This is a genomic window from Draconibacterium sp. IB214405 (genome assembly GCF_033963885.1).
Classification (GTDB): domain Bacteria; phylum Bacteroidota; class Bacteroidia; order Bacteroidales; family Prolixibacteraceae; genus Draconibacterium.
The window spans coordinates 467,406-490,084 of record NZ_JAXBMA010000001.1; the positions used below are offsets into that span (position 1 = coordinate 467,406).

The 22,679-nt window shown below is 43.1% G+C and carries 21 protein-coding genes; 15 read left to right on the top strand and 6 right to left on the bottom strand.

What is annotated here, in order from left to right:
- Positions 1-227 precede the first annotated feature (227 nt).
- From SLH46_RS01545 to SLH46_RS01570, 6 genes are all read left to right on the top strand, one after another.
- Complete coding sequence (locus SLH46_RS01545) at positions 228-1,400, top strand: Gfo/Idh/MocA family protein (protein ID WP_320279377.1); 1,173 nt, start codon at positions 228-230, stop codon at positions 1,398-1,400.
- A 58-nt stretch (positions 1,401-1,458) separates the two neighbouring features.
- On the top strand, positions 1,459-2,454 hold the full coding sequence (locus SLH46_RS01550; RefSeq protein WP_320279378.1) for a sugar phosphate isomerase/epimerase family protein: 996 nt from the start codon (positions 1,459-1,461) through the stop codon (positions 2,452-2,454).
- Between the two features lie 93 nt (positions 2,455-2,547).
- Positions 2,548-2,955, top strand: a complete 408-nt coding sequence (locus tag SLH46_RS01555) for a PaaI family thioesterase (protein ID WP_320279379.1) — start codon at positions 2,548-2,550, stop codon at positions 2,953-2,955.
- Positions 2,956-3,142: 187 nt separating this feature from the next.
- Complete coding sequence (locus SLH46_RS01560) at positions 3,143-4,456, top strand: Gfo/Idh/MocA family oxidoreductase (protein ID WP_320279380.1); 1,314 nt, start codon at positions 3,143-3,145, stop codon at positions 4,454-4,456.
- Positions 4,457-4,700: 244 nt separating this feature from the next.
- Entirely contained in the window at positions 4,701-5,714 is a 1,014-nt protein-coding gene (locus SLH46_RS01565) for an adenosine deaminase (RefSeq protein ID WP_320279381.1), read from the top strand.
- 242 nt (positions 5,715-5,956) lie between these two features.
- Entirely contained in the window at positions 5,957-7,315 is a 1,359-nt protein-coding gene (locus SLH46_RS01570) for an amidohydrolase (RefSeq protein WP_320279382.1), read from the top strand.
- 10 nt (positions 7,316-7,325) lie between these two features.
- Here the strand turns inward: SLH46_RS01570 and queF are convergent, their stop codons facing one another.
- The 5 genes from queF to SLH46_RS01595 form a co-directional block, all read right to left on the bottom strand.
- Positions 7,326-7,796, bottom strand: coding sequence for a preQ(1) synthase (gene queF, locus SLH46_RS01575; protein ID WP_320279383.1), 471 nt, complete (start codon positions 7,794-7,796; stop codon positions 7,326-7,328).
- Positions 7,797-7,886: 90 nt separating this feature from the next.
- Complete coding sequence (gene queC, locus SLH46_RS01580; protein ID WP_320279384.1) at positions 7,887-8,570, bottom strand: 7-cyano-7-deazaguanine synthase QueC; 684 nt, start codon at positions 8,568-8,570, stop codon at positions 7,887-7,889.
- Positions 8,571-8,609: 39 nt separating this feature from the next.
- Positions 8,610-9,302 carry a queuosine precursor transporter gene (locus tag SLH46_RS01585; protein ID WP_320279385.1) on the bottom strand — a complete coding sequence of 231 codons (693 nt, stop codon included), beginning with the start codon at positions 9,300-9,302 and terminating at the stop codon, positions 8,610-8,612.
- 81 nt (positions 9,303-9,383) lie between these two features.
- Positions 9,384-10,094, bottom strand: a complete 711-nt coding sequence (locus SLH46_RS01590) for a hypothetical protein (protein ID WP_320279386.1) — start codon at positions 10,092-10,094, stop codon at positions 9,384-9,386.
- Positions 10,095-10,098: 4 nt separating this feature from the next.
- Positions 10,099-11,943 (bottom strand): hypothetical protein, encoded by a 1,845-nt coding sequence (locus SLH46_RS01595; RefSeq protein ID WP_320279387.1) that lies wholly within the window; start codon positions 11,941-11,943, stop codon positions 10,099-10,101.
- A gap of 379 nt (positions 11,944-12,322) precedes the next feature.
- On the opposite strand from SLH46_RS01595, the gene SLH46_RS01600 reads away from it, so the two are divergent.
- Complete coding sequence (locus tag SLH46_RS01600) at positions 12,323-12,862, top strand: lipocalin family protein (RefSeq protein WP_320279388.1); 540 nt, start codon at positions 12,323-12,325, stop codon at positions 12,860-12,862.
- A gap of 2 nt (positions 12,863-12,864) precedes the next feature.
- Positions 12,865-13,329: an SRPBCC family protein gene (locus tag SLH46_RS01605; protein WP_320279389.1), complete on the top strand. Its 465-nt coding sequence runs from the start codon at positions 12,865-12,867 to the stop codon at positions 13,327-13,329.
- Between the two features lie 74 nt (positions 13,330-13,403).
- On the opposite strand, the gene SLH46_RS01610 is transcribed toward SLH46_RS01605, so the two are convergent.
- Positions 13,404-14,168, bottom strand: coding sequence for a hypothetical protein (locus SLH46_RS01610; protein WP_320279390.1), 765 nt, complete (start codon positions 14,166-14,168; stop codon positions 13,404-13,406).
- Between the two features lie 238 nt (positions 14,169-14,406).
- Between SLH46_RS01610 and SLH46_RS01615 the strand changes: the two genes are divergently transcribed.
- From SLH46_RS01615 to SLH46_RS01645, 7 genes are all read left to right on the top strand, one after another.
- The gene (locus SLH46_RS01615; RefSeq protein WP_320279391.1) at positions 14,407-15,519 is read left to right on the top strand and encodes an acyltransferase family protein; all 1,113 of its coding nucleotides are present in this window, start codon (positions 14,407-14,409) and stop codon (positions 15,517-15,519) included.
- Positions 15,520-15,806: 287 nt separating this feature from the next.
- Complete coding sequence (locus SLH46_RS01620; RefSeq protein ID WP_320279392.1) at positions 15,807-17,099, top strand: PQQ-binding-like beta-propeller repeat protein; 1,293 nt, start codon at positions 15,807-15,809, stop codon at positions 17,097-17,099.
- Positions 17,100-17,533: 434 nt separating this feature from the next.
- Entirely contained in the window at positions 17,534-18,283 is a 750-nt protein-coding gene (locus SLH46_RS01625) for a hypothetical protein (protein ID WP_320279393.1), read from the top strand.
- 174 nt (positions 18,284-18,457) lie between these two features.
- Positions 18,458-19,663 carry a DcaP family trimeric outer membrane transporter gene (locus tag SLH46_RS01630; RefSeq protein WP_320279394.1) on the top strand — a complete coding sequence of 402 codons (1,206 nt, stop codon included), beginning with the start codon at positions 18,458-18,460 and terminating at the stop codon, positions 19,661-19,663.
- 319 nt (positions 19,664-19,982) lie between these two features.
- On the top strand, positions 19,983-20,552 hold the full coding sequence (gene sigZ / locus SLH46_RS01635) for an RNA polymerase sigma factor SigZ (RefSeq protein WP_320279395.1): 570 nt from the start codon (positions 19,983-19,985) through the stop codon (positions 20,550-20,552).
- 368 nt (positions 20,553-20,920) lie between these two features.
- Entirely contained in the window at positions 20,921-21,727 is an 807-nt protein-coding gene (locus SLH46_RS01640) for an arsenite methyltransferase (RefSeq protein WP_320279396.1), read from the top strand.
- Between the two features lie 115 nt (positions 21,728-21,842).
- Positions 21,843-22,211 (top strand): endonuclease domain-containing protein, encoded by a 369-nt coding sequence (locus tag SLH46_RS01645; protein ID WP_320279397.1) that lies wholly within the window; start codon positions 21,843-21,845, stop codon positions 22,209-22,211.
- The last annotated feature ends 468 nt before the right edge of the window (positions 22,212-22,679 follow it).

A 22,679-nucleotide genomic window follows, 5' to 3' on the forward strand; every position in this document is an offset into this window, starting at 1 on the left:
TCAGAACACCGGTGGTTTATTGTAAAATAAATCACCAGTTAATAGGTATAAATAGGTGTTTTGTGAATCCTAATAGGAGGAAGTTAATAGCATACAAAAGTTGCTGTTTTTATTTTAGGCAGGATCCTAAAAAACGGGATGATAAGTGCATTTAAATCAGTTGCTTCCTAAAAAAAGAGTTCTTACATTTATAAACTTGATACTGAATCAACAAAAACTAATAGATCATGATGAATCGAAAACTTCGTATGGGAATGGTTGGTGGTGGAACCGACGCGTTTATTGGGGCAATACACCGGTTGGCCGCTTTTATGGATAACCAAATAGAACTTGTTTGTGGCTGTTTTAGTGTAAATCCTGAAATTTCAAAACAATCGGGGAAGTCCTATTTTTTACCTGCTGACAGAGTTTATGAAACCTATCAGGAAATGTTTGAAAAAGAAGCCAAACTCCCGGAAGGTGAGCGCATGGATTTTGTTTCGATCGTAACTCCCAATTTTGTGCATTTTGCACCTGCAATGATGGCGCTTGAACATGGTTTTAACGTGGTGCTCGATAAACCGATAACTTTTACTTTGGATGAAGCATTTCAGCTAAAAGAACAAATCGATAAAACAGGTTTAACTTTTGCGTTAACACATACTTATTCGGGCTACCCGGCTGTTAAACAGGCAAAACAAATGGTGGCTGACGGACGATTTGGAAAAATCAGAAAAGTATACGTAGAATATCCGCAGGGCTGGCTTTCATCAAAAGTGGAAGATGCAGGAAATGCGCAGGCCAGTTGGCGTACCGATCCAAAACGATCGGGGAAAGCCGGTTGTATGGGCGATATCGGAACTCATGCACATCAGTTGGCTGAATATGTAACAGGATTAAAAGTTACCGAACTTTGTGCCGAACTTAACGTCTTTGTTCCTAATCGATTGTTGGATGACGACGGCGCTGCCTTGTTACGTTTCGATAATGGAGCAAAAGGCGTGTTAATGGCCAGTCAGGTGGCAGCCGGCGAAGAAAATGCAATTAAGCTTCGGGTTTATGGCGAAAAAGGAGGTCTGGAATGGCACCAGCACGAACCGAATACCTTGATCTTAAAATGGACCGATCAGCCGGTGCAGATCCTACGAACCGGCACCAGTCTTGATGCTCCCGCAGCTTTGCACAATACACGAACTCCGGGCGGACATCCTGAAGGTTACCTGGAAGCGTTTGCGAACATCTACCGCAATTTTTCACTTACTGTTCGTGCCAAAGCCAACGGCGAGGAACCAACACCTGAAATGCTCGATTTCCCAGGCGTGGAGGACGGTATTCGCGGAATGCAGTTCATCGACACGGTAGTGAGTGCCGGGTACAACGATGAAGTGAAATGGGTAAAATTTGGCGAAACAATTGATTAAATTGAAACCATTGAGCAGGTGACATCAAGTCACCTGCTCAATCAAAATACAAAATAAAATGGCAAGACCAGTAACACTTTATACCGCACAATGGGCCGATCTTCCATTAGAAACCATGTGTCAGAAAGCAAAACAATTTGGCTACGATGGTTTGGAACTCTGCACCTGGGGCGATCACATAAATGTGCCCATAGCCGATCAGGCATACTGTGATGGCAGAAGAGAATTACTTGATAAATACAATCTGAAACTGTATACGATTTCAACTCATTTGGACAGTCAGTGTGTTTGCGATCCTATCGATTTGAGGCATAAAAACATTGCGAGTGCGCATGTCTGGGGCGATGGCGATCCTGAGGGCGTACGTCAGCGAGCCGCCGAAGAAATGGTAAAAACAGCCGAAGTTGCAAAACGCTTGGGTGTTGATACCGTGGTTGGATTTACCGGAAGCCCGATTTGGCACATGTTGTACTCGTTTCCACCGGTATCGGCCGAAATGATAGAAGAAGGATATGCCGAATTTGCACGACGCTGGAAACCGATTTTGGATGAGTACCAAAGTCTGGGTATAAAATATGCTTTGGAAGTGCATCCAACCGAAATAGCTTTTGATATTCATACGGCACATTTGGCGCTAAAAGCACTGGATTATCATCCTGCTTTTGGTTACAACTACGATCCCAGCCATTTGGGGTATCAGCATGTGGATTATGTACGTTTTATCTACGAATTTGCGGAGCGTATTTTTCATGTTCATATGAAAGATGTGTATTGGAGCGATGTGCCAACAGGAGTGGGTGTTTTTGGCGGACACATGGAGTTTGGTGACAACCGCCGTTACTGGAATTTCCGCAGTATGGGACGCGGAAAGATTCAGTTCGAGAACATCATTCGGGCACTGAACGATATTGGTTACAACGGACCGCTTTCAGTAGAATGGGAAGACAGCGGCATGGACCGCGAAGCCGGCGCATCGGAATCCTGCGAATTTGTTAAAAAGATTGATTTTGCACCGTCGAATATTGCGTTTGACGACGCAATGCAAAAAGATTAAAAGAACGATAAGATGACTTTTCAGGCCGGGAGCAACAATGTTTCCGGCTTTCTTTTTTTGTACTTTCACGAAAACTAAATTCAGAAAGAAACGATGACCGATTCGAAATACCACAAAACATTTGAGAAAGATGTGTTCGCCACCGGCAACGGGATAAAGTTGGTGGAAGCGAAACCCGGCTATGCAAAATCGGTTATGGAGATTAAATCCGATCATTATAATTCAGTCGGAATTGTGCATGGCGGAGCTTTGTTCACACTGGCAGATTTTACTTTTGCCGTAGCATCTAATTCGCATGGCAGGGTGGCGCTGGCTATCGATGCTGAGATTTCGTTTTTTAAAGCTACCTCGAGTGGTACTTTAACCGCGGTGGCAAAAGAGATTTCGCTAAACGGAAAACTGGGTACTTACCTGGTTGAAATTACTAATGAAGCAGACGAACACATTGCCCATTTTAAAGGAACGGTGTACCGGAAAAAGGACAAAATAGAGTTCGAATAAGAGTTCTGCTTTACATATTATGTTGTAGAATACGTTAATTAGTGGGAGCAGCAAGGCAAAAAGTCGCCATTAAAAATGGATAACTTAAAATTATTCTACAAATTTGAGGTCGGTTACGCGAGGGAAGATCTTCCTGAGCTGAATACAAATGAACTAAGATTTATTTTCTAATACCAACTAAATAAAAATGACTAACAGGAGAGATTTTATTAAAACATCGGCAATGGCAACAGCTGGCGTAGGGATTGCGTCAAGTATGCCTCTAGCGATGGAATCGTGCTCGGGTGCAAACGATAAATTAGTTTGTGGTTTAATAGGAGCAAAAGGTCAGGGCTTTACTGATCTTCAGGCTTTTTTGAAACAAAAAAATACGGAGTGCGCGGCCATTTGCGATGTGGATGACAAGATTTTGAATCAACGTATTGCCGACGTTGAGAAAATTCAGGGAACAAAACCAAAGGGCTTTAAAGATTTCAGAAAATTGCTGGAAGAACCCGGTATCGATGTGATCATCATCGGTACACCCGACCACTGGCACTGTATACCTTTTGTTTATGCAGCGCAGGAAGGAAAACACATTTTTTGTGAAAAACCGCTGGCAAACTACATCGAGGAGATCAACATTATCGAGCGTGCCTGGAAACGTTACGGTACAATTGCTCAGGTAGGGCAGTGGCAGCGTAGCGACAAGCACTGGAAAGATGCTGTTGATTTTGTTTACACCGGTGCGCTGGGTAAAATTCGTACCGTACGTTGCTGGTCGTACCAGGGGTGGATGAAATCGATTCCGGTAATGGCCGACGGACCTGTTCCGGAAGGAGTTGATTACGATATGTGGTTAGGACCTGCAAAAGCGCGTCCATTTAACCCGAACCGTTTTCACTTTAATTTCCGCTGGTTCTGGGATTATGCCGGTGGTTTAATGACCGACTGGGGTGTACACATCATCGATTACGGTTTATACGGAATGAAAGCCAAAGCGCCAAAATCGATTATGGCAATGGGTGGCAAATTTGGTTATCCTGATGATGCTTGCGAAACTCCTGATAGTATGCAGGCGCTGTACGAATTCGACGATTATACCTTGTTGTGGGATCATGGTCTGGGAATCGACGGTGGATACTATGGCCGTAGCCACGGCGTAGGTTACGTTGGAGAAAACGGAACCTTAGTGGTTGACCGTAACGGTTGGGAAGTTATTCCTGAAGGTGGCAGAAATCCTAGAATGGAACGTGTTGAACTTAAAAAAGGCGACGGACAGGGATTGAATAACCACATGGCTAATTTTATTGATTGTATTAAGGATAATGATCAAAATACAAACTGTAACGTTGGAATTGCTGCCAATACTGCTCGTGTGGCTCACCTGGGTAATCTGGCCTTAAAAACAGGTCAGCGTTTGTACTGGGATGCAGACAACAGCAAGTTTATCGGTAATGATTCAGCTAACGAACTGTTGGTGCCAACTTACCGTGCACCGTGGGAATTGCCGAAAGTTTAAAAAGACAAATACCAGATATTTAAGGAAGCAGACTCATTTCGGGTCTGCTTTTTTGTTTTAAAAAGTCTCTCTGTTCATCCTAAACTATTACACAAAGTTACACGAAGAATTCACAAAGTTTCACAGAGTAATTATCTCATCTTTGAGGTTCTCTGTGTCTTCTTTGAGGAGCTTTGTGGAATAACAGATCTTCATTTGTAAATTAGCTTGTTCTATCCGTATATTTGAAATAAAGAAGAACAGAATGACATCGAGAAAACAGACTGAGTTGATAAATACGATTCCCAAAACCGAATTACATGTACACATTGAAGGCACTTTTGAGCCGGAACTAATGTTTGCGATAGCCGAAAGGAATGATATACGATTAAAATATAAATCGGTTGACGATTTGCGTGCCGCTTATCAATTCAATAATCTACAGGAATTTCTTGATATTTATTATGCCGGAGCATACGTCTTACTTTACGAGCAGGATTTCTACGACCTTACAAAGGCCTACCTGAAAAAATGCTACGAAGAAAAGGTGGTACACACCGAGATCTTTTTCGATCCGCAAACGCATACACACCGCGAAGTTCCGCTTGAAAATGTCATTAATGGTATAGTACAAGCCTGTATCGATGCGCGGAACGAATGGGGAATAACTTACCGGCTTATCCCAAATTTTCTGCGTCACCTGAGTGAGGAAGATGCCATTAAAACGTTTAAAGAACTGTTGGCTTTTGGCGATTTATTTACCGCTTTTGGTCTCGATTCCAGCGAGAAGGGTCATCCGCCTGCCAAGTTTAAACGGGTGTTTGAAATGGTGCGTGCCGAAGGATTTTTATCGGTGGCACATGCCGGTGAGGAAGGGCCTGCTCAAAACGTGTGGGATGCCATTGATCTGCTAAAAGTAGCTCGAATCGATCACGGTGTACGTTCGATCGATGATGTCGTTTTGCTGGAAGAACTGGCGCGTATTGAAATGCCTTTAACGGTATGCCCGCTGTCGAACCTGAAGTTAAAAGTGGTAAATGATATGGTCGATCATCCCCTGAAAAAACTACTGGATCATAACATTGTAGCTACTGTTAATTCCGACGATCCTGCGTATTTTGGTGGTTATATGAACGCCAATTTTCATGCCGTTAACGAGGCGCTTGAACTTTCGGACAAGGACATCGTAACACTGGCAGCCAATTCATTTAAAGCGAGTTTTCTTCCGGATGAGGAAAAACAAAAGTGGATCGGAGAAATTGGTTCGCTCATTTCCTGATTGATTCTTTTTGTTAAGTGTAAGTATTCACTAGTTTGATATCCCCATTTCTTCAGAGTCGGATTATAGTCCGGATTCAGTATTTCATAATCTCATAAATTGTAATAAAAATTACTAAATGTTTGTTTGGCGTTGATAAAATTAACAAATTGGCAGCAATTAGCTGCGTTGGCTAATAAAATCATATTGGGCTTAAATGAAGATGAAAGCCCGTTTATCAAAGGTCAATTAATAAAACTGTTATGTTATACACAAATAATTCCTTTTTGAAGCGTGCAGGCGCAGGCGTACTGATGTTGTTAATGTTTACGGCCATAGCCGGGGCACAAAACACAAAATACAAAGATGAGATTTCAAAAAAATCAAAAGAGTTAGAAGCGAAGGTAATAGAATGGCGTCGTGATATCCATGAACATCCGGAGTTGAGTAATCGCGAGTACAGAACGGCTGAGTTGGTAGCCAAACACCTCGAAGCGTTGGGGATTGAAGTGACTACGGGCATTGGACATACCGGCGTAAAAGGCGTATTAAAGGGCGGACACCCCGGTCCGGTTATAGCGTTGAGAGCCGATATGGACGCGCTGCCTATTGTTGAACGTACCGATGTGCCTTTTGCTTCAACGGTTACAACAACTTATAATGGTGCAGAGACTGGAGTAATGCATGCCTGCGGTCACGATACACATACGGCAATGTTGATGGGGGTTGCAGAGCTTCTGACCGAAATGAAAGATGATTTGCAAGGCACGATAGTTTTTATCTTCCAACCGGCTGAAGAAGGCGCACCGGCAGGAGAGGAAGGTGGTGCAGCATTAATGATTAAGGAGGGTGTGCTTGAAAATCCAACTGTGGATGCCATTTTTGGTTTACACATACAATCCGGCCTGGAAGTTGGTAAAATTGCCTACCGTCCGGGGCCTTTAATGGCCGGTGTGAGCGACTTTAAGATTGAGGTGCTGGGAAAAGGAGCTCATGGTTCGCGCCCCTGGGGATCAATCGATCCCATTGCTATTTCTGCCCAAATTATCAACGATCTACAGACTATTGTAAGCCGTAATATTGATATTACCCGCAATCCTGCGGTTGTAACGGTGGGTGCTATTAGTGGTGGAAACCGTTCCAACATTATTCCTGAAAAGGTGGAAATGCTGGGTACTATTCGTGTTTTCAGTGACGAAGACGAACAGCTTATTTACAGCAGATTGAAGTCTATTAGCGAAAATATCGCTTCTGCTTCCGGGGGAAAGGCTATTGTGACGGTGCCGTATAGCTCTCATTTGCCGGTGACTTTTAATAACGTTGAATTAACAAAAAGTATGTTGCCAACCCTTGAAACTCTGGTAGGCAAAGACAATTTAATTGAAGTTGTCCCAACGACCGGAGCAGAAGATTTTTCGATGTATGCAAAGGAAATTCCCGGATTTTTCTTCTTCCTGGGAGGCATGCCGGCTGGCCAGGATAAAGCTACCGCTCCAGGACATCATACGCCTGATTTTTATATCGACGAGAGCGCTTTTGTTACCGGTGTGAATGCACTTTCAAACCTGGTATTCGATTTTATGGAGAAGGATATCAAACTAAAAACTTCGATGACTGAATAGCCGGAAGGATTTACCGGTTATCCACTTTCTCCGGATTCAGATCATGATTTTGCATGCGATACCATGCCATTTCTTCGTATTTGGTTCCTGGTTTTCCATAGTTTGAAAACGGATCGATGCTTAGGCCTCCACGTGGTAGAAATTTTCCCCACACTTCAATGTATTTTGGATTCATCAGTGCAATCAGATCTTTCATCATGATGTTGATACAATCTTCGTGAAATGCACCGTGGTTGCGGAAACTGAACAAATACAGTTTCAGGCTTTTGCTTTCCACCAGCTTTTCATCTGGGATATAACTGAGGTAGATAGTAGCAAAATCCGGCTGCCCGGTAATGGGACACAAACTGGTAAACTCAGGGCAGTTGAATTTTACCCAGTAGTCGTTTTCAGGGTGTTTGTTCTCAAACGATTCCAATACGTCAGGGCGATAGTCAAAATCGTAATTCGTTTCGTTTCCCAGGTGCTTTAATTCGCTCATTGTTTTCTCTTTTTGGTGTCTCACTGAGCGTAGTCGAAGTGTTTCATTCTTCGATTCCGCTCAGTGTTACAGGTATTATTAATCAATCCTTCAATTCCTAAGTTTTTCAGTTCCTCTCTCCTTCAGGTACTTTTCCAATCCTTTGTTCCGCAGCTCACAAGCCGGACATTCTCCGCATCCTTTCCCTTTAATGCCATTGTAGCAGGTCACTGTTTCGTTTTGTACCAGCTCAATAACGCCAAGTTCATCGGCCAATTGCCAAATTTCGCTTTTATTCTTCCACATCAGCGGTGTATGGATTTGATACGGATAATCCATCGACAGGTTCAGCGTTTCATTCAGCGACACAATAAAATCATTCCGGCAATCAGGGTAGCCGCTAAAATCGGCCTGACCCACACCCGTCACCAGATGGCGTATGTTATGAACTTTCGCAAATATGGCGGCATAAGTTAAAAACAGCATGTTCCGGCCTTCCACCAGCGTATTGGGCGGTGTGTCTTCAGGTTTATGGCGGTCAACCTGCATGCTGTGGTGCGTTAACGAATTCTGGCTGAGTTGCGAAATCAGATCCATCGGAAATACCTGCAAAGGAACACCGGCCTTTTCGGCGATTGTTTTTGCCGATTCCAGTTCAATGGCATGGCGCTGACCGTAGTTAAACGCAATAGCATAAACCTCGTCGAATTCACGTTTTGCCCAAAACAAACAGGTGGTTGAATCCTGTCCTCCCGAAAAAACCACCAGCGCTTTTTTATTTTCTGTAAAAGTCATTTTGCCTAAAGTTTATTAAAGCATTTCTGCATTCATAAATCAGTCCTTCAGTCCTTCAATATTCAACTTAAACGGGTTGTAAGAGATCTGGTAGTCGTACGTATCGATACCTTCCAGTTTTTTAACTTTTCCAACCACCCAAATTGTTAGTGGTAGCACGGCAATTTCGTACACGGTTTTGATGATCGCCTGAGTAAGGATCATCGTTAATAAAGCGTTTACAGGGAACAATCCGGCAAATGCAATGGTGATAAAAATAGCTGAATCGGCACCTTCACCAACAAGTGTTGAAACAACGGCACGCAGCGAAAAACCTTTCCCTTTGGTAAGTACTTTAAACTTGCTCATTACATAAGCATTCAGGAACGAACCCATGAGGTAGGCCAGCATACTTGCGGCTACAATTCGCGGAGTGCTACCAAGTACGGTTGCAAAGGCATCCTGGTTTTCCCAGAAAGGTGCGGCATTTACGGTAATTGCCAAAGTAAAGAACACTACGGCAAGTACATTTACTCCAAATCCTGCCCAGATGATAAGGCGGGTTTTTTGGTAACCCCATACTTCAACCAGCACATCGTTGATGATGTATGCCAGCGGAAAGATCAATACTCCGGCCGGTGCCGACCACGGACCGATCATCATAATTTTTGAAGCAAGAATGTTGGAAATCAATAAGCAGGTGGCGAAAAGAATACCTGCAAGCATAAACAAAACGGATACTTTGTTTTTCATTTTTCTTGTTTTTTACGTGGTTATCAAGAACACGTGGTTAATACGCCGCGAAGATATAAAATTTTCAGAATCAGAAAATAACTACAAACTCCAGTAAATAATTATTCCGGCGCGTAAACCATTCCATTGAGGTTTAATTTTTTCATTTGTCTCAGGGTGAATAATTTCCATGTCGGATTCACCATTTATGTGATAGCCTTTTCCAAAATCCATATGATAGGAAACGTTGCCTGAAACGATCAGGTTTTTACCAATATTTTGGAGGTAAGTTAAGCCCGGTTCAACATAAAAACCTATTGCACTAAAGTCTTCGTTATCTGATTCCCGTTCTTCGTAAACAACTATTTCTTCCTCAAAACTCATGGAGCTAAAAGAAGCACCGGCTTCCATCGAAAAACAGGGACCGCTTTTTTGTCCCGGAGCTTTCCCCAGCAAGGTTTTTACACCGACAAACCAGGCATTCTGTTTATTGTCGAAGGTATATTCGCCGGAATAATCGGACAGATGAAGACGCGAACCGGTTGATGTGGTCGACATTTTTAAGCCAACTGCCACGGTTTTGGGCAGGGTATAAAGTGCTTCTCCGGAAAAATAGTACCAACCCGGAAAATCGTCGGTAAGTGCAGGACTAAAAGGCAGGTTGTTTTGCACCCATTCGTTGTATGCCCTTGTGTCGCTCATGTCAAAAGTTGCATATCCTCCTCCCAGCCCCAACATCAGTTTTTGAGCCGAGGATATGTTTACAAATAATACAAAACACACGAAGAGGCTTATTTTTAGCAGGTTCTTCATTTTCTTAAATTTTATCGCTTACGTCCAGTCTTTTTCCTTCACTCCAAAGTATTTGCCCGTTGTTATAAATCAGGTCCCATTTATTATTATTGGTTGATTTGCCCAATAAAGTACGATCGCCTGTAGTCAGATTAAGCAACAGCAAATTTTCTCCTTCGCTAAAAAATAATTGACCACTACCTTTTACCACATGATATACGGTGGTTTCAAGGCCCGGAGTAAATTCCCAGCGTTTCAGTAATTGCTGTGTTTTACAGTCGTAAACGCTAACATGATCGTAAGCTGCAGTAACGACCTTTGTTGCATCGCCGGGTAAAAAATCAGAGAATAATGTTCCTTCTTCGTTTGCCCTTATCAAAGTCAGTTCTTCAATGACATTGTTTTCACAGGTATACCAGCTGTATCCTCCCCAGGTATCAAGTGTAAAATAGTTCCCGTCGCCCGACATAAAGTTTCTGTAGAGTCCGTCATTTGGGAGTTCTTTTTCCGTAATTATTTTTTCTGAAATGAAATCTACTAAAATGGCTTTGATATCAGAAATGATTATTCCTGTTCCCCGATCAGACACGGAAGCGATGTGACTTATGTAGTTTAATGATTCGGAAAAGTCGAGCGTTTTGTTTTTCTCTGGATGCTCCAAATCGTATAGAAACAGTTTACGTGTTGCGCTATCAAAACCAATTAAATACTTGTTTCCGGAAGACGCATGTATTCGAGTCAGCGGTGAAGGAGGATTTTTAACGATGTTTTCGAGTGTTTGTGTGTTGAAAAAGTTGAGACCATTCTGGTTCGAAAAGTACACGACGTTTCCTATCCCGGTTGAAGCACCACCTGATTTGGGTGATTCAAAACCATAACTTACTTTATCCGGTGTACGCGTTGCCAGTTGAACCGGACGTATCCAATTATCCAGATAAGCTATTCCTTTTGGATCGAGCTGAAACCAGATGTCATAATTGTGGGCAAAATAGGGATCAGGAATAATACAGGAATCCGTTAGAGGGTCATTAATTTCAATAAGTGGAACAAATCCCTGGTCTGTCCACGAAATGTCATCGTCCATTATCCGGTAGCCTTTTAGTGCCGCCCAAAAAGGAGGAATTTCCCAACTTAAAACAATATCTCCATCTGTATTGTTAGTAGCACTTATTTGTGGCAGTGGTCCTTCTATATCAAAATAACCTTTCCGAAAACGGTCGTTTGTAAGTACGTAATACGACGAATTTTCACCATGGTAATTTATATCTCTGGCAGTTGTTACGTGTTGATCGGTTATTGTGGCCACCAACTGGTCAGGTAAGGCAGTATGCGTGTATTTATATAATTTGTAATGCTCAAAGTTCAGGCCTTTGTATTCTTCCCAATTCAGGTTAAGGAATCCTTCTGAAAACGAAGTGTCAACAATTGCTGAGCCCATTTCCCAGTCGTCGACAATAATAAGAACCCAGTCTTTTTGTAACAGGAATCCTTCCGCTCCGACTTTATCGGCAATACTACCGGTGCCCGATTGCGTGTAAACCTGAAAACTTAATGAGTGTATTCCCGGCTCAAATCCCGGAAAATAGTAGAAAAGCTCCAAACCACCGTGTTGCTCATCGTTGGGACTGGTTTCCAGACCGTCGATAATAAACCGTGCCCAGTTAACTTTATCGCCGTTTGTTTTATAGCTGAATATAATCCATTCATTATTATGAATGTAAAGAGTATCGGTATCGAAATTCAGCTCAACCTCAACAGCGGGAGGAGTACCTGTCTGATTTAATTCAACAAAATGTTCTCCCCCGGGGCTGTACGTGCATCCTGAAAGAAGGGCAAGAACAACGATTACGATCGAAAGTTTTAGTTGCATTGGTTTATTGGTTATTTGTTTTATTTCTTCAGGCAATTACACACAAAAAGCAGTAGTCTCCCGACTGCGTTTATCAACTACTTCGTTATTAAAAATTGTTTTTTTGAGCGTGTTCCTATATTCGAAATATTACTGATTTGATGCTTTTTTTTGACCTCGCTATCAGCATCTTTACAGCTTTGGATTAATTGTTAGCCTGTACACAAATATAAACTTTTTTCTTTCTAATTTATTTTGGTTAGCCCGAATATTTGTAAGCCGTTTTCCTGTACTTTTTCAATCTGAATCTTTCAATCGAACCAAACACTTTGTTCAGTGTTTTACTTATATGATTAAACAAATCAAGATAAGTAAAACTAGAATATCCCAATCAAGTTGGTTGGTTTCACTACTTCTATTAGGTTTTCTAATAAACGGCTTGTTAACCGGCTGCTCAGGGCAACAATCCTTGATCGATAAAAGTGTAGTCAAGGAACTGGACCTCGAAAAATACCTGGGTACCTGGTACGAAATTGCCCGATACGATCATCGCTTTGAGCAGGGACTGGTAGGTGTTACCGCCAACTATTCCATACGTCCCGACGGTAAAATAAAAGTTGTAAACAGCGGTTACCAGAATACGCTTGATGGGGAATATTCCGAAGCGATCGGGAAAGCAAAAATTCCCGATCCGGAAAATGAACCGGCCAAACTAAAGGTCTCTTTTTTCTGGATATTCTATGGCGATTATTATGTGCTTGAACTGGACGAAGATTACCAGTGGGCAGTGATTGGCAGCAGTTCAGATAAATACTTATGGATATTAAGTCGCTCTACACAAATGGAACCAGCAATTTACAACGATTTGCTTAAACGAATTGCAGACCGCGGTTATGATACTTCTGCTCTGATTAAAGTGAAACAAAAGGAAAATAATTAGTCATGGCATTCTATCAATTCAGACGCGAACAATTTATAAATAGCACCATCGGCGAGGTGTGGGATTTTATTTCAACACCACAAAATCTCAAGCGTATTACTCCTGATTATATGGGTTTTGATATCCGCACACCCGATTTGCCCAAAGCGGCTTACGAAGGAATGATTATCGCCTATACGGTGCGACCACTGTTGGGAATTCCTACAACCTGGGTAACCGAAATTACGCATGTGGTGCCTCAAAAATATTTTGTTGACGAGCAACGCGTTGGCCCTTATAAACTCTGGCATCACGAGCACCACATTGAGGCGGTAGATGGCGGCGTGTTAATGAAAGACATTGTTAGCTACAGTCCGCCGCTGGGTGTTCTTGGGCAGCTGGCCAATACACTGCTTATTCGCAAAAAGCTGGAGGAGATATTCGATTACCGAACAAAGGCTTTTGAGGAGATCTTTCCGCTAATATAAATCAGAACATCAAAAAAAACCGGGACCAGATGCAAGCACACAATCCCGGTTTCTTGTTCAATTAAGTAGTCTTTCTAGCGTTCATAATTCATCGACCAGTCAGGAAGGAACCAACCCGTAACTACATCCATTTTTCTCAGATGTGGTTGCATGTCTTTCCATAATTTGCCAAATGTCTCTCCATATTTTTCCTGAAGTGATGCTTCTAATTTTCGCAGTGACAGCGAATTTTCCGACCGGTCCATTAAAATCCAGCATGGTGAATCGTAGCCCATGGAAACTGTATAAACGTCCCATTCCCAGTTCTCGTCAATGCTATCGAAAAAGTCGATGTATTGTTTAATAGCGTCTGCCATCTCTTTTTCATGACCTGCTTTTAAATAGAAAAAAGTCCACTCGCAATACCTGTTCTCGTTGGTTTGTCCAACATAACCATTTGGATGATACGAAAGATCTTTATCCCAGTGGATAACTGTTTCGCGTGTAGTAGAAAGATCACGGAATTTTTTGACGGCGTCGAATCCGCTATCTTTCATTTTTGTAGTTAACTCGCCAACTTTTGCATAGAGCTCGTCGATGGCCGCAAAATTTTGGATGGGTATTACCCAGTAATACGAACTAACATCGGTTGAGTAGGTGAAAAACGTCAAGTCGAATTCAAGTTCTTTCCATAGATCAATCGCTTCTTGCTGCACTTTGGTAAATGCAGGAGCATTGGCAGGTTGTACAAACTCTTCAAATACAATAAAGTTCTCGGGCATCGCTGGTGTTTCCTGTGCCCGGAGTGAAAAAATTCCCATAACTAGGAACATGCAAACAATAAGTCCTGTTGTTTTCATCTGGTTAATTTTTTTAGTTTTACTCTTGTCTTTACGAAAACAGATGAAATTGGTTATGAAAGCGATAAGTCGTTCCTGTAACCGTTCATTCTGAGTTGTTTACCGTTTGAATACCCGTTGTTATCGAAATCTTTTCGTAAAACGGATGATACTTATAATTTTTGCAAAGAATTACGGGAAACTTGTAATTAAACAGTCCCGTTGAAGCCAAAAATAAATTAAACAAACAACTACTGCCATGTCATCACCATCACGATTGTATTACATCGACAACCTGCGAATTTTTCTTATCAGTCTGGTAATATTATTACACTTCAATATCACTTATGGAGGACCGGGCGACTGGTATTATAACGAGTCGGAAGCCGGATTTCCGGAGATCATTCTTCAGGCCATGTTTAACATTACCAACCAGGCCTTTTTTATGGGAATGTTCTTTTTTATCTCGGCCTATTTTACGGCCGCTTCATTAAAGCGAAAAACAACGGGTAAGTTTATTAAAGACCGCCTGGTTCGTTTGGGAATTCCTTTGCTTGTTTTCTATTTCTTCCTGAATCCACTTACCAATTTCATCCACTACTATTTTATCAAACACGAAGCTGTAACTTTTGCAGGCTTCCTTACCAATCAGCGAGCCCGGGGTTTTGGCCCCATGTGGTTTGTAGAAACACTGTTGATCTTTACTGCAATTTATCTAATGCTATTTAAGCGCGATAAAACGATCAAGATGAGCTATCCCGGAACCGTAAAGCTGGTACTGGGAGCTATCCTTGTTGGATTAAGCCAGTATGTTATCCGAATATGGCTTCCGGTGGGATGGAGCCTGCCGCATACGGGATTACAGTTTCCGTTTTTTGTGCAGTACATTGTAATGCTTGTATTTGGAGTTATTGCCTACAACAATAACTGGCTCGAAGCCATTACCTTTAAAAGTGCAAAGCGTTGGTTTATTTTTGCACAGCTGATGATCTGGATAGCGTTACCAGTAGTGCTATATTTTGGTGGAGAAGAAAAAGGCATTGAGGCTTTTGTGGGTGGTGGATCCTGGCAAAGTTTTGTCTGGGCCATTTGGGAACAGCTGGTTTGTGTGGCAATGATCGTCGGCCTGTTTGGTTTGGCAAAACGATATTTTAACCGACAAGGCATTTTAGCCCAACAATTATCCGGCAGCGCATATGGCGTTTACATTATTCATCCACCTGTAATTGTTGGTTTAAGTGCCATTTTTCTTGGTTGGCAGGACATTAACCAGCTGCTAAAATTTATTGTACTGGCGCCGGTTGCTTTGTTAGCTTGTTTTACGCTGGCCTGGCTGATTCGGATGGTGCCTGGTGTTAAGCGGGTGGTTTAGGGCTCTAAATTCATTGTATAAAACCCGGTACGGGTTGGTTTTTAATAGCAGATATGTGCAAATGGTTTTCTCAACCCCGTTGGGGTTGGATTGATGAATCAAACCCATACTGGGTTTAATGTTCCAATGCATAATTTGTTCTATTAAAATCGAATCCGTACCGGATTTCTATATTTAAAAATAGATAGCCGGGCAAAAGAACTCCTTAACACCCCATTAACCTCACAATCCAATTTCCTCAACTTCTTTTTTGCTATTTTTGAAAAAAACCATTTTATAATCTAATCATGCAAAATCGACTTTTTCTAGCCGTATTTACATTTATTTTAGTGAGCTGTACGCAGCAAAAAGGAAACAACTGGCCACAATACCTTGGCCCCGATAGAAATGCCTCAATCTCCGCTGTAACAATCCTTCGTCAGTGGCCCGAAACCGGCCCCGATAAAGCCTGGGAATTCCCACTTGGACGTGGTTTTGGTGGAGCTGCAGTTTATAACAACGAGGTGTTTGTTCTCGATCGTATTCAGGGAGAGAGTGATGTCTTACGTTGTATCGACCTGGAAACGGGAACCGAAAAATGGAGCTATTCTTACAAAGCTGAAGGCGAATTACCTTACCCGGGGTCGCGGGCAGTGCCTGTAGTCGACGATAACTATGTGTGGAGTGTTGGTCCGCATGGGCACTTTCATTGTATCGATAAAAAAACGCAGCAACCCGTTTGGTCGCATAACCTGCTGGCCGATTATGGTGGCGAACTCGACAACTGGGGATTTTCGGCATCGCCAATCGTTACCGGCGATTTGGTAATCGTAGCTCCGCAGGGCGAAAAAGCCGGGATTGTGGCCTACAACAAACTCAGTGGCGAAGTGGTTTGGGAAAGCCGCCGTTTAACAGGCTATCGTTTTCACGTGTCGCCGATTTTGGGTAACTATGGCGGAATTGAGCAGGTGATCATGACCAGCTCGTGTGTTAAAGGCGACGGGTTTACTACCGATGAGGTAGTGGCTTTCGAAGTAAAAACCGGTAAAGAACTTTGGAGCTACAAAGGTTTCGATTCTTTTGCTTGTATTGCGCCTCCGGTAGCGGTCGACGATACACACTTGCTGCTCACCTCGTGTGCCTACAAAGACAATTACGATCCGGTGACGATTCTTCTGGAAGTAAATATCGATGGCGAAACATTCAGCTTTAACGAACTTTTCCGAAACGAAGAAGTGGGTTGTAAAATGCATCCTCCGGTTGTATTAAACCAGCATATTTATATCAATAACAACGACCGCCGTGCGACTGAAATGTCTTGCCTAAACTGGCAGGGCGAACGCTGCTGGCCCGAAAAATCGGCACCGGGTTTCGACCTGGGAGCCATTATAATGATCGACGGAATGATCATCAATCAAAACGGTAAAAACGGCGACCTACACCTCATCGATCCAACACCTGAAGGATACAACGAAGTAGGCAAAGCTTCATTCTTTACGATGAACGGTTCACAAGCCTGGTCGCCAATGGCCTATGCCAATGGAAAATTGCTGGCCCGCGACAACGAAAAACTGGTGTGTGTGCAGCTGAAAGAAAAGTAAATTAAGCCTCAGAATGCTTCTCCCGATTCGTTTTGTTCATCGGGATCGCAAAGACTTGTACTGAGAGATGAGCGGGCCGCGGACATTAGACAATCCTGCCGGGATGAATTAGTTCATTGTCCGCTGCCTTCTTTGTATCCAAGTTTTGTCATTGCGAAGGAGTGAAACGACTGAAGCAATCTTTCTTTCATCTTATAGTCAGTGTAGAGTTTTGGATTGCTTCGCCTTCTCAGTCAGCTAACGGAGACCGAAGTAATCTCGGTCTCATTTCCCTCTTTCAACTATCAAAATGATAATCAATTATCGAATTGATAAATCGGTAGAAATCTGACCACCTCTTAAGTGGTTGACATGTTGCGATTTATAATTGATTGTAAAAATGGCACCGTGCTTGTGTATAGGTCGTAACACATAATCAATTTAAAATGGAAAACATGAAAAAACAAATCTCTGCTCTTATTGTCATGGCCTTCTTTACGATCGGTTTTTGGGCATGTAACGACAACAATCTGGATAATCCGGGGGATACAACACTCGATGTTCAAATTGAAGCTTTAAATAAAAGTTATGCACTGCCTGTCGACGGTTCAGGATTAAAATCTGCTGCTGCCGACTCTGTTTATATGGAATGGGATTCTGTTCATTTGGTTATTTCTTCGATCAAGTTTGAAGCCGAATTAAAAAGCCAGGTAACCATGCGCGACTCGATTGAAGTTTCATACAAATGGAGTGGCCCACAGTTTGCCGATTTATTAAATCCAGACATTACTTTTGGTAACTTCCTGTTACAACCCGGTTATTACGACGAAATTGAAATAGAGGTAAAAGGAGGAAGAGGTTACGCTGACAGCATTCCTGTTTTTTATATGGCGGGGATGTTCCACGGAAGCACTGCCACTTTGCCTGTTGAAGTTATGATTGACGAAGAAGTGGTGTTTAAAACTGAACAAGACAGTGTTGTTGTTGGAGAAGAGGGAGTTGATCTTACCAGTTATATCCAGCTTAGCCTTAGTGATCTGATGGAGGATATCGACCCGAATGATCTGGATAACGCCACACTAACCAACGGTGTAATCGTAATATCTCGCGAAAGCAATCGCTATATCTATTACGTTATCCGGAAGAACCTGGGTAAAAGACACCATTCGTATTGTGATTTTTCACACCATAAAAAGAAACATTAATTTCGATGCATAGCATTCTTTACAACAAATGCATTAAGAAGAGACGTACATTGTATGTCTCTTTTTTTTGTTATAAGCAATCCCCAATCCCCAACTCCCTTCAAACTACATCATCCCCTTGTTTTTCCCTAAGCTCTTCGTAAATTTAATGAAGCAATTGTTGAACATTTACTTATGAAAAACAGTGCCTCTATTTTTCTCACACTTTGTTTGGGTAGCCTGTTGCTGCTCTCAACAGCACAGCTCACTGCGCAGGATGAAAATAAAAGTCATTTGCTGATATCGGGGCAGGTGATGACCGATGCCGGTTACAACTTCAACCAGGTCAATCCCGATTATTTCGATGTAATGCGTCCTACGCAGCTACCTGCCTACAAAAACGAGTACGGCACCGATGGTACTATGTTTTTTGGCGTGCGGCAATCGTTTTTTCGGGTGCAGAGTTTTACGTCCACCAAATATGGCGAGCTGATGATCCATTTTGCTTTCGATCTTTTTGGCTCGGGCGTAAATGCCGGCGAAACCAATTTCCACCTGCTTTATGCCTGGGCCGAACTGGGGATGTTTGGGGCAGGTCGTAACTGGAGTCTTTTTAGCGATGTCGACGGTTTTCCGAAAATGTTGGAATACTGGGGGCCGGTGGGACTGTCGCTGTGCAAGAATGTGCAGCTGCGGTTTATGCCTTTACGGTGCAAGAACTACCTAGCTTTTGCACTTGAACAGCCGGGTGCCAGTGCCGACGAAGGTGTATATGTCGACCGTATTGAACTAACGGATGTAAAACCAAAATTAAACATCCCCGATTTTGCTGCCAATTTCCGGATGACCCGACACTGGGGCTATGCGGAAATTGCTGCCGTGTTGCGAAAGATCGAGTGGGTGTATCAGGGCAACGAACCCTACGACCTCAGCGGTAAAGTGTGGGGCTGGGGATTTAATCTAAGCTCAAACCTGAACCTGAACGAAAACAATGTGCTGTTGCTGCAATCCGTAGCCGGAAAAGGTATACAAAACCTGATGAACGACGCTCCCACCGACATCGGCATAAAAAACGATTTTAGCAACACACTGCGCCCCATAAAAGGTGTGGCTTTACCGCTTTATAGTTATTCGTGCTACCTCAACCACCGCTGGAACGACAAGTGGACCACGGCTGCGGGCTACTCAGCCATACACACCCAAAACTCCGACGGACAGCAACCCGAAGCCTTTCGAAACGGGCGTTACGCCAGTGCCAATCTCCTCTACACACCGCTTACCAATATAATGGCCGGAATAGAACTCCAATGGATCAACTGCGAAAACCACAGCGACAGCTGGACCACCTCAGCCACCAAAGTACAGTTGTCGTTTCGGTATCGGTTTAGTCAGAGGCTTTGAAACTTGTAGCATGAAATTTCCCCTCCCTGCCTACCGGCAGGCAGGCTCCCAGGAGGGGGGTATCCGTCGACTGACGGATGGGGTGGTAGGAGAAAATATTATAAATAATCACCACCTCGACCTTTTGCTCCTGCGTCGCAAAAGCCCAATCCTCCTAAAAGGAGGAGAAATGAAACCTTGTCAATTAACAATTGAACATACCCCATCCCACCCCCAAAAACCGTAAATTAGCCCAAACATTCGCTGTTGCCTGATGAACAAAACGGGGTTTTGCAACCTTTTTCAAAAAGATCGTCTACTTAGTATAGAATGAACTACAATGGAAAATAAAGATTACATCCACATCGAAGCTGTCTGGAATGAATACTACGATCAGCTACTGCGGTTTATCAGCAAACGAGTGCCGGACAAGGCAACGGCAGAAGACCTGCTACAGAATGTTTTTCTTAAAATGCTCACCAACATCGAGTCGTTAAAAGACAGTACCAAAATAAAAAGCTGGTTATTTCAGATCACCCGGAATGCCATTGTCGATTATTACCGGAAAGCACAAAGACCGGGAAACATAGCGGAGTCGCTGCCCGAAGAAAAAGACGAAATGAGCGACGACGTGATGGAAGAAGTAGAAAGCTGGGTAGCGCCTTTTATCAACCGGCTTCCCGAAAAATACCGCGAGGCACTCATCTTATCCGAGATAAAGGGAATGTCGCAAAAAGAAATGGCCCTTTACCTGGGAATTTCGTATTCGGCGGCAAAAACCAGGGTGCACAGGGGCCGTCTACTGCTCAAACAAAAACTCACCGAATGCTGTATTTTTTACACCGATAAATATGGCAATATCATGAATTACGAATCAAATCCGAACTATTGCAAGTCGTGCAATAATTAGTGCTGTTTTAACAGAATTTCTTTTCAATACGTTTTTAGGATTTTTACCCCATCCCTAAAGGGTGAAATCCTAAAAAAATCAATCTGGTTCCCTTTAGGGTTAAGGGTAAAACGGATTGATTTTTCTAAAAGCTCAATAAATCTGTTAATCTTTAGGGATAACTCAAAGATCCTGAATCAAGTTCAGGATGACGTAAAAACCATTCCTATCAGACCTTTAGTTTGCAACCTTTTTTTCTTTCTCCGTCTACAAGGTAGAAATTAAAATTTATACAGATGAAACGAGCATAATAAAATGTCATTTTAATACACAGGATGATGATTATGCGAGTTCCATGAGTTACCAAGAAAATAAACAATTATAAACGAATGAAAAAGAATCACGATGAGATCAGAGAGGCTGTACGCGAAAATTACAGCCGGGTAGTCGAAAATAATGACAACAATTGCGGATGTGCCACCGACGACGGTAACAGCTGTTGTGCCCACGCAGCGACCGGTTCGTTTTATCACATATCGGCACAATTGGGGTATTCCGAAAACGAGTTACAAGCTATTCCCGAAGGTGCCAACCTGGGGCTGGGTTGCGGAAATCCACAGGCCATTGCTGCCATAAAAAAGGGCGAAACGGTGTTAGACCTGGGAAGCGGTGCCGGCTTTGATGTATTTTTGGCAGCCAACCAGCTGGGAAATACCGGCCTGGCCATTGGTGTAGACATGACACCAAAAATGATTTCCACCGCTCGCGAAAATGCCCGGAAAGGCGGGTATACCAATGTGGAGTTCCGTCTGGGTGAGATCGAATACCTTCCGGTGGCCGACAGCAGTGTGGATGTGGCCATCTCAAATTGTGTGATCAACCTCTCGCCCGAAAAACAAAAGGTTTTTGATGAGGTGTTCCGCGTGTTAAAACCGGGTGGGCGAATTGCCGTTTCCGATGTTATTGCCACCACCGTTTTACCCGAAAAGGTGCTGGAAGATATGGCCCTGTATTCGAGTTGTATCTCGGGAGCCTCTACCACCGACGAACTGGAGGCAATGCTTACCCGGGCCGGATTTACCGAGATAAAGATCAGCCCAAAAGACGAAAGCCGCGAGTTCATCCGCGAATGGGCACCGGGCACAACCATTCACGATTATATTGTTTCGGCAGCTATCGAAGCCCGTAAACCTTAAAGATATGAACGGCTAAGGAGCACGAAAATTTCCCCTCCTATCAGGAGGGGGGTACCGCGTTAACAGCGGTGGGGTGGTAATATTATTACCTCAATTCACTAACTTTAAACAAAAAATGAAACTCCACAATCGCAGGTTCTTCAAACCGATCCGAAAACATTTGCGCAATCACGGTACAGCTGCCGAAGCCACTTTGTGGAAAATACTTCAGAAAAGTCAGGTTGGTGGTTATAAATTCAGACGGCAACACTCCATAGAAAAATATATTGTCGACTTCTTCTGCTTTGAGTTGATGTTGGCCATTGAATTAGACGGAGAGGTCCACGCAGATTTAAATAGTATTGCCCGGGATACTGAACGCGATGAGGAGTTAAATAAATTGGGAATAACGGTACTACGTTATGAAAATCGATGGGTGTATGAGTATCCAGAGGTTATTATGCAGGATATTATTGAATTTGGGGAGAAAAGAAGGAACGTGTAATGAAATCACCACCTCCCTCCCAATTCCATTGCATTCCATCGGGAGTACTCCTCCTAGCAGGAGGAGAAACTAATCCTGTTTCAATTCAGTTTCTGGAATACCAAATAAGCCACTAGCACAAAAATTTCCCCTCCTCTCAGGAGGGGTGGCAGCGATACAATATTTATTATGGAATACCGGAAACGAATTCGCTGACGGGGTGGTGAAAACACCACAGCCTATTCATCACCACCTCGACCTTTTACTCCTTCGTCGCAAAAGCCCACTCCTCCTCGAAGGAGGAGAAATATTCTTTTTTCAATGCATGACTTGAGTATAAAACAAAGCCAATAGCACGAATGTTTCCCCTCCATAAAATCAGATATTCCGCTTTGTTTCCCCCATTTGGGGGAAATGTCAGGGTAAGGTTCGCGCGTTGGCCGACAAAGGGGGTTCAGGAGGGGGGAACCGCGTTTACAGCGGAGGGGT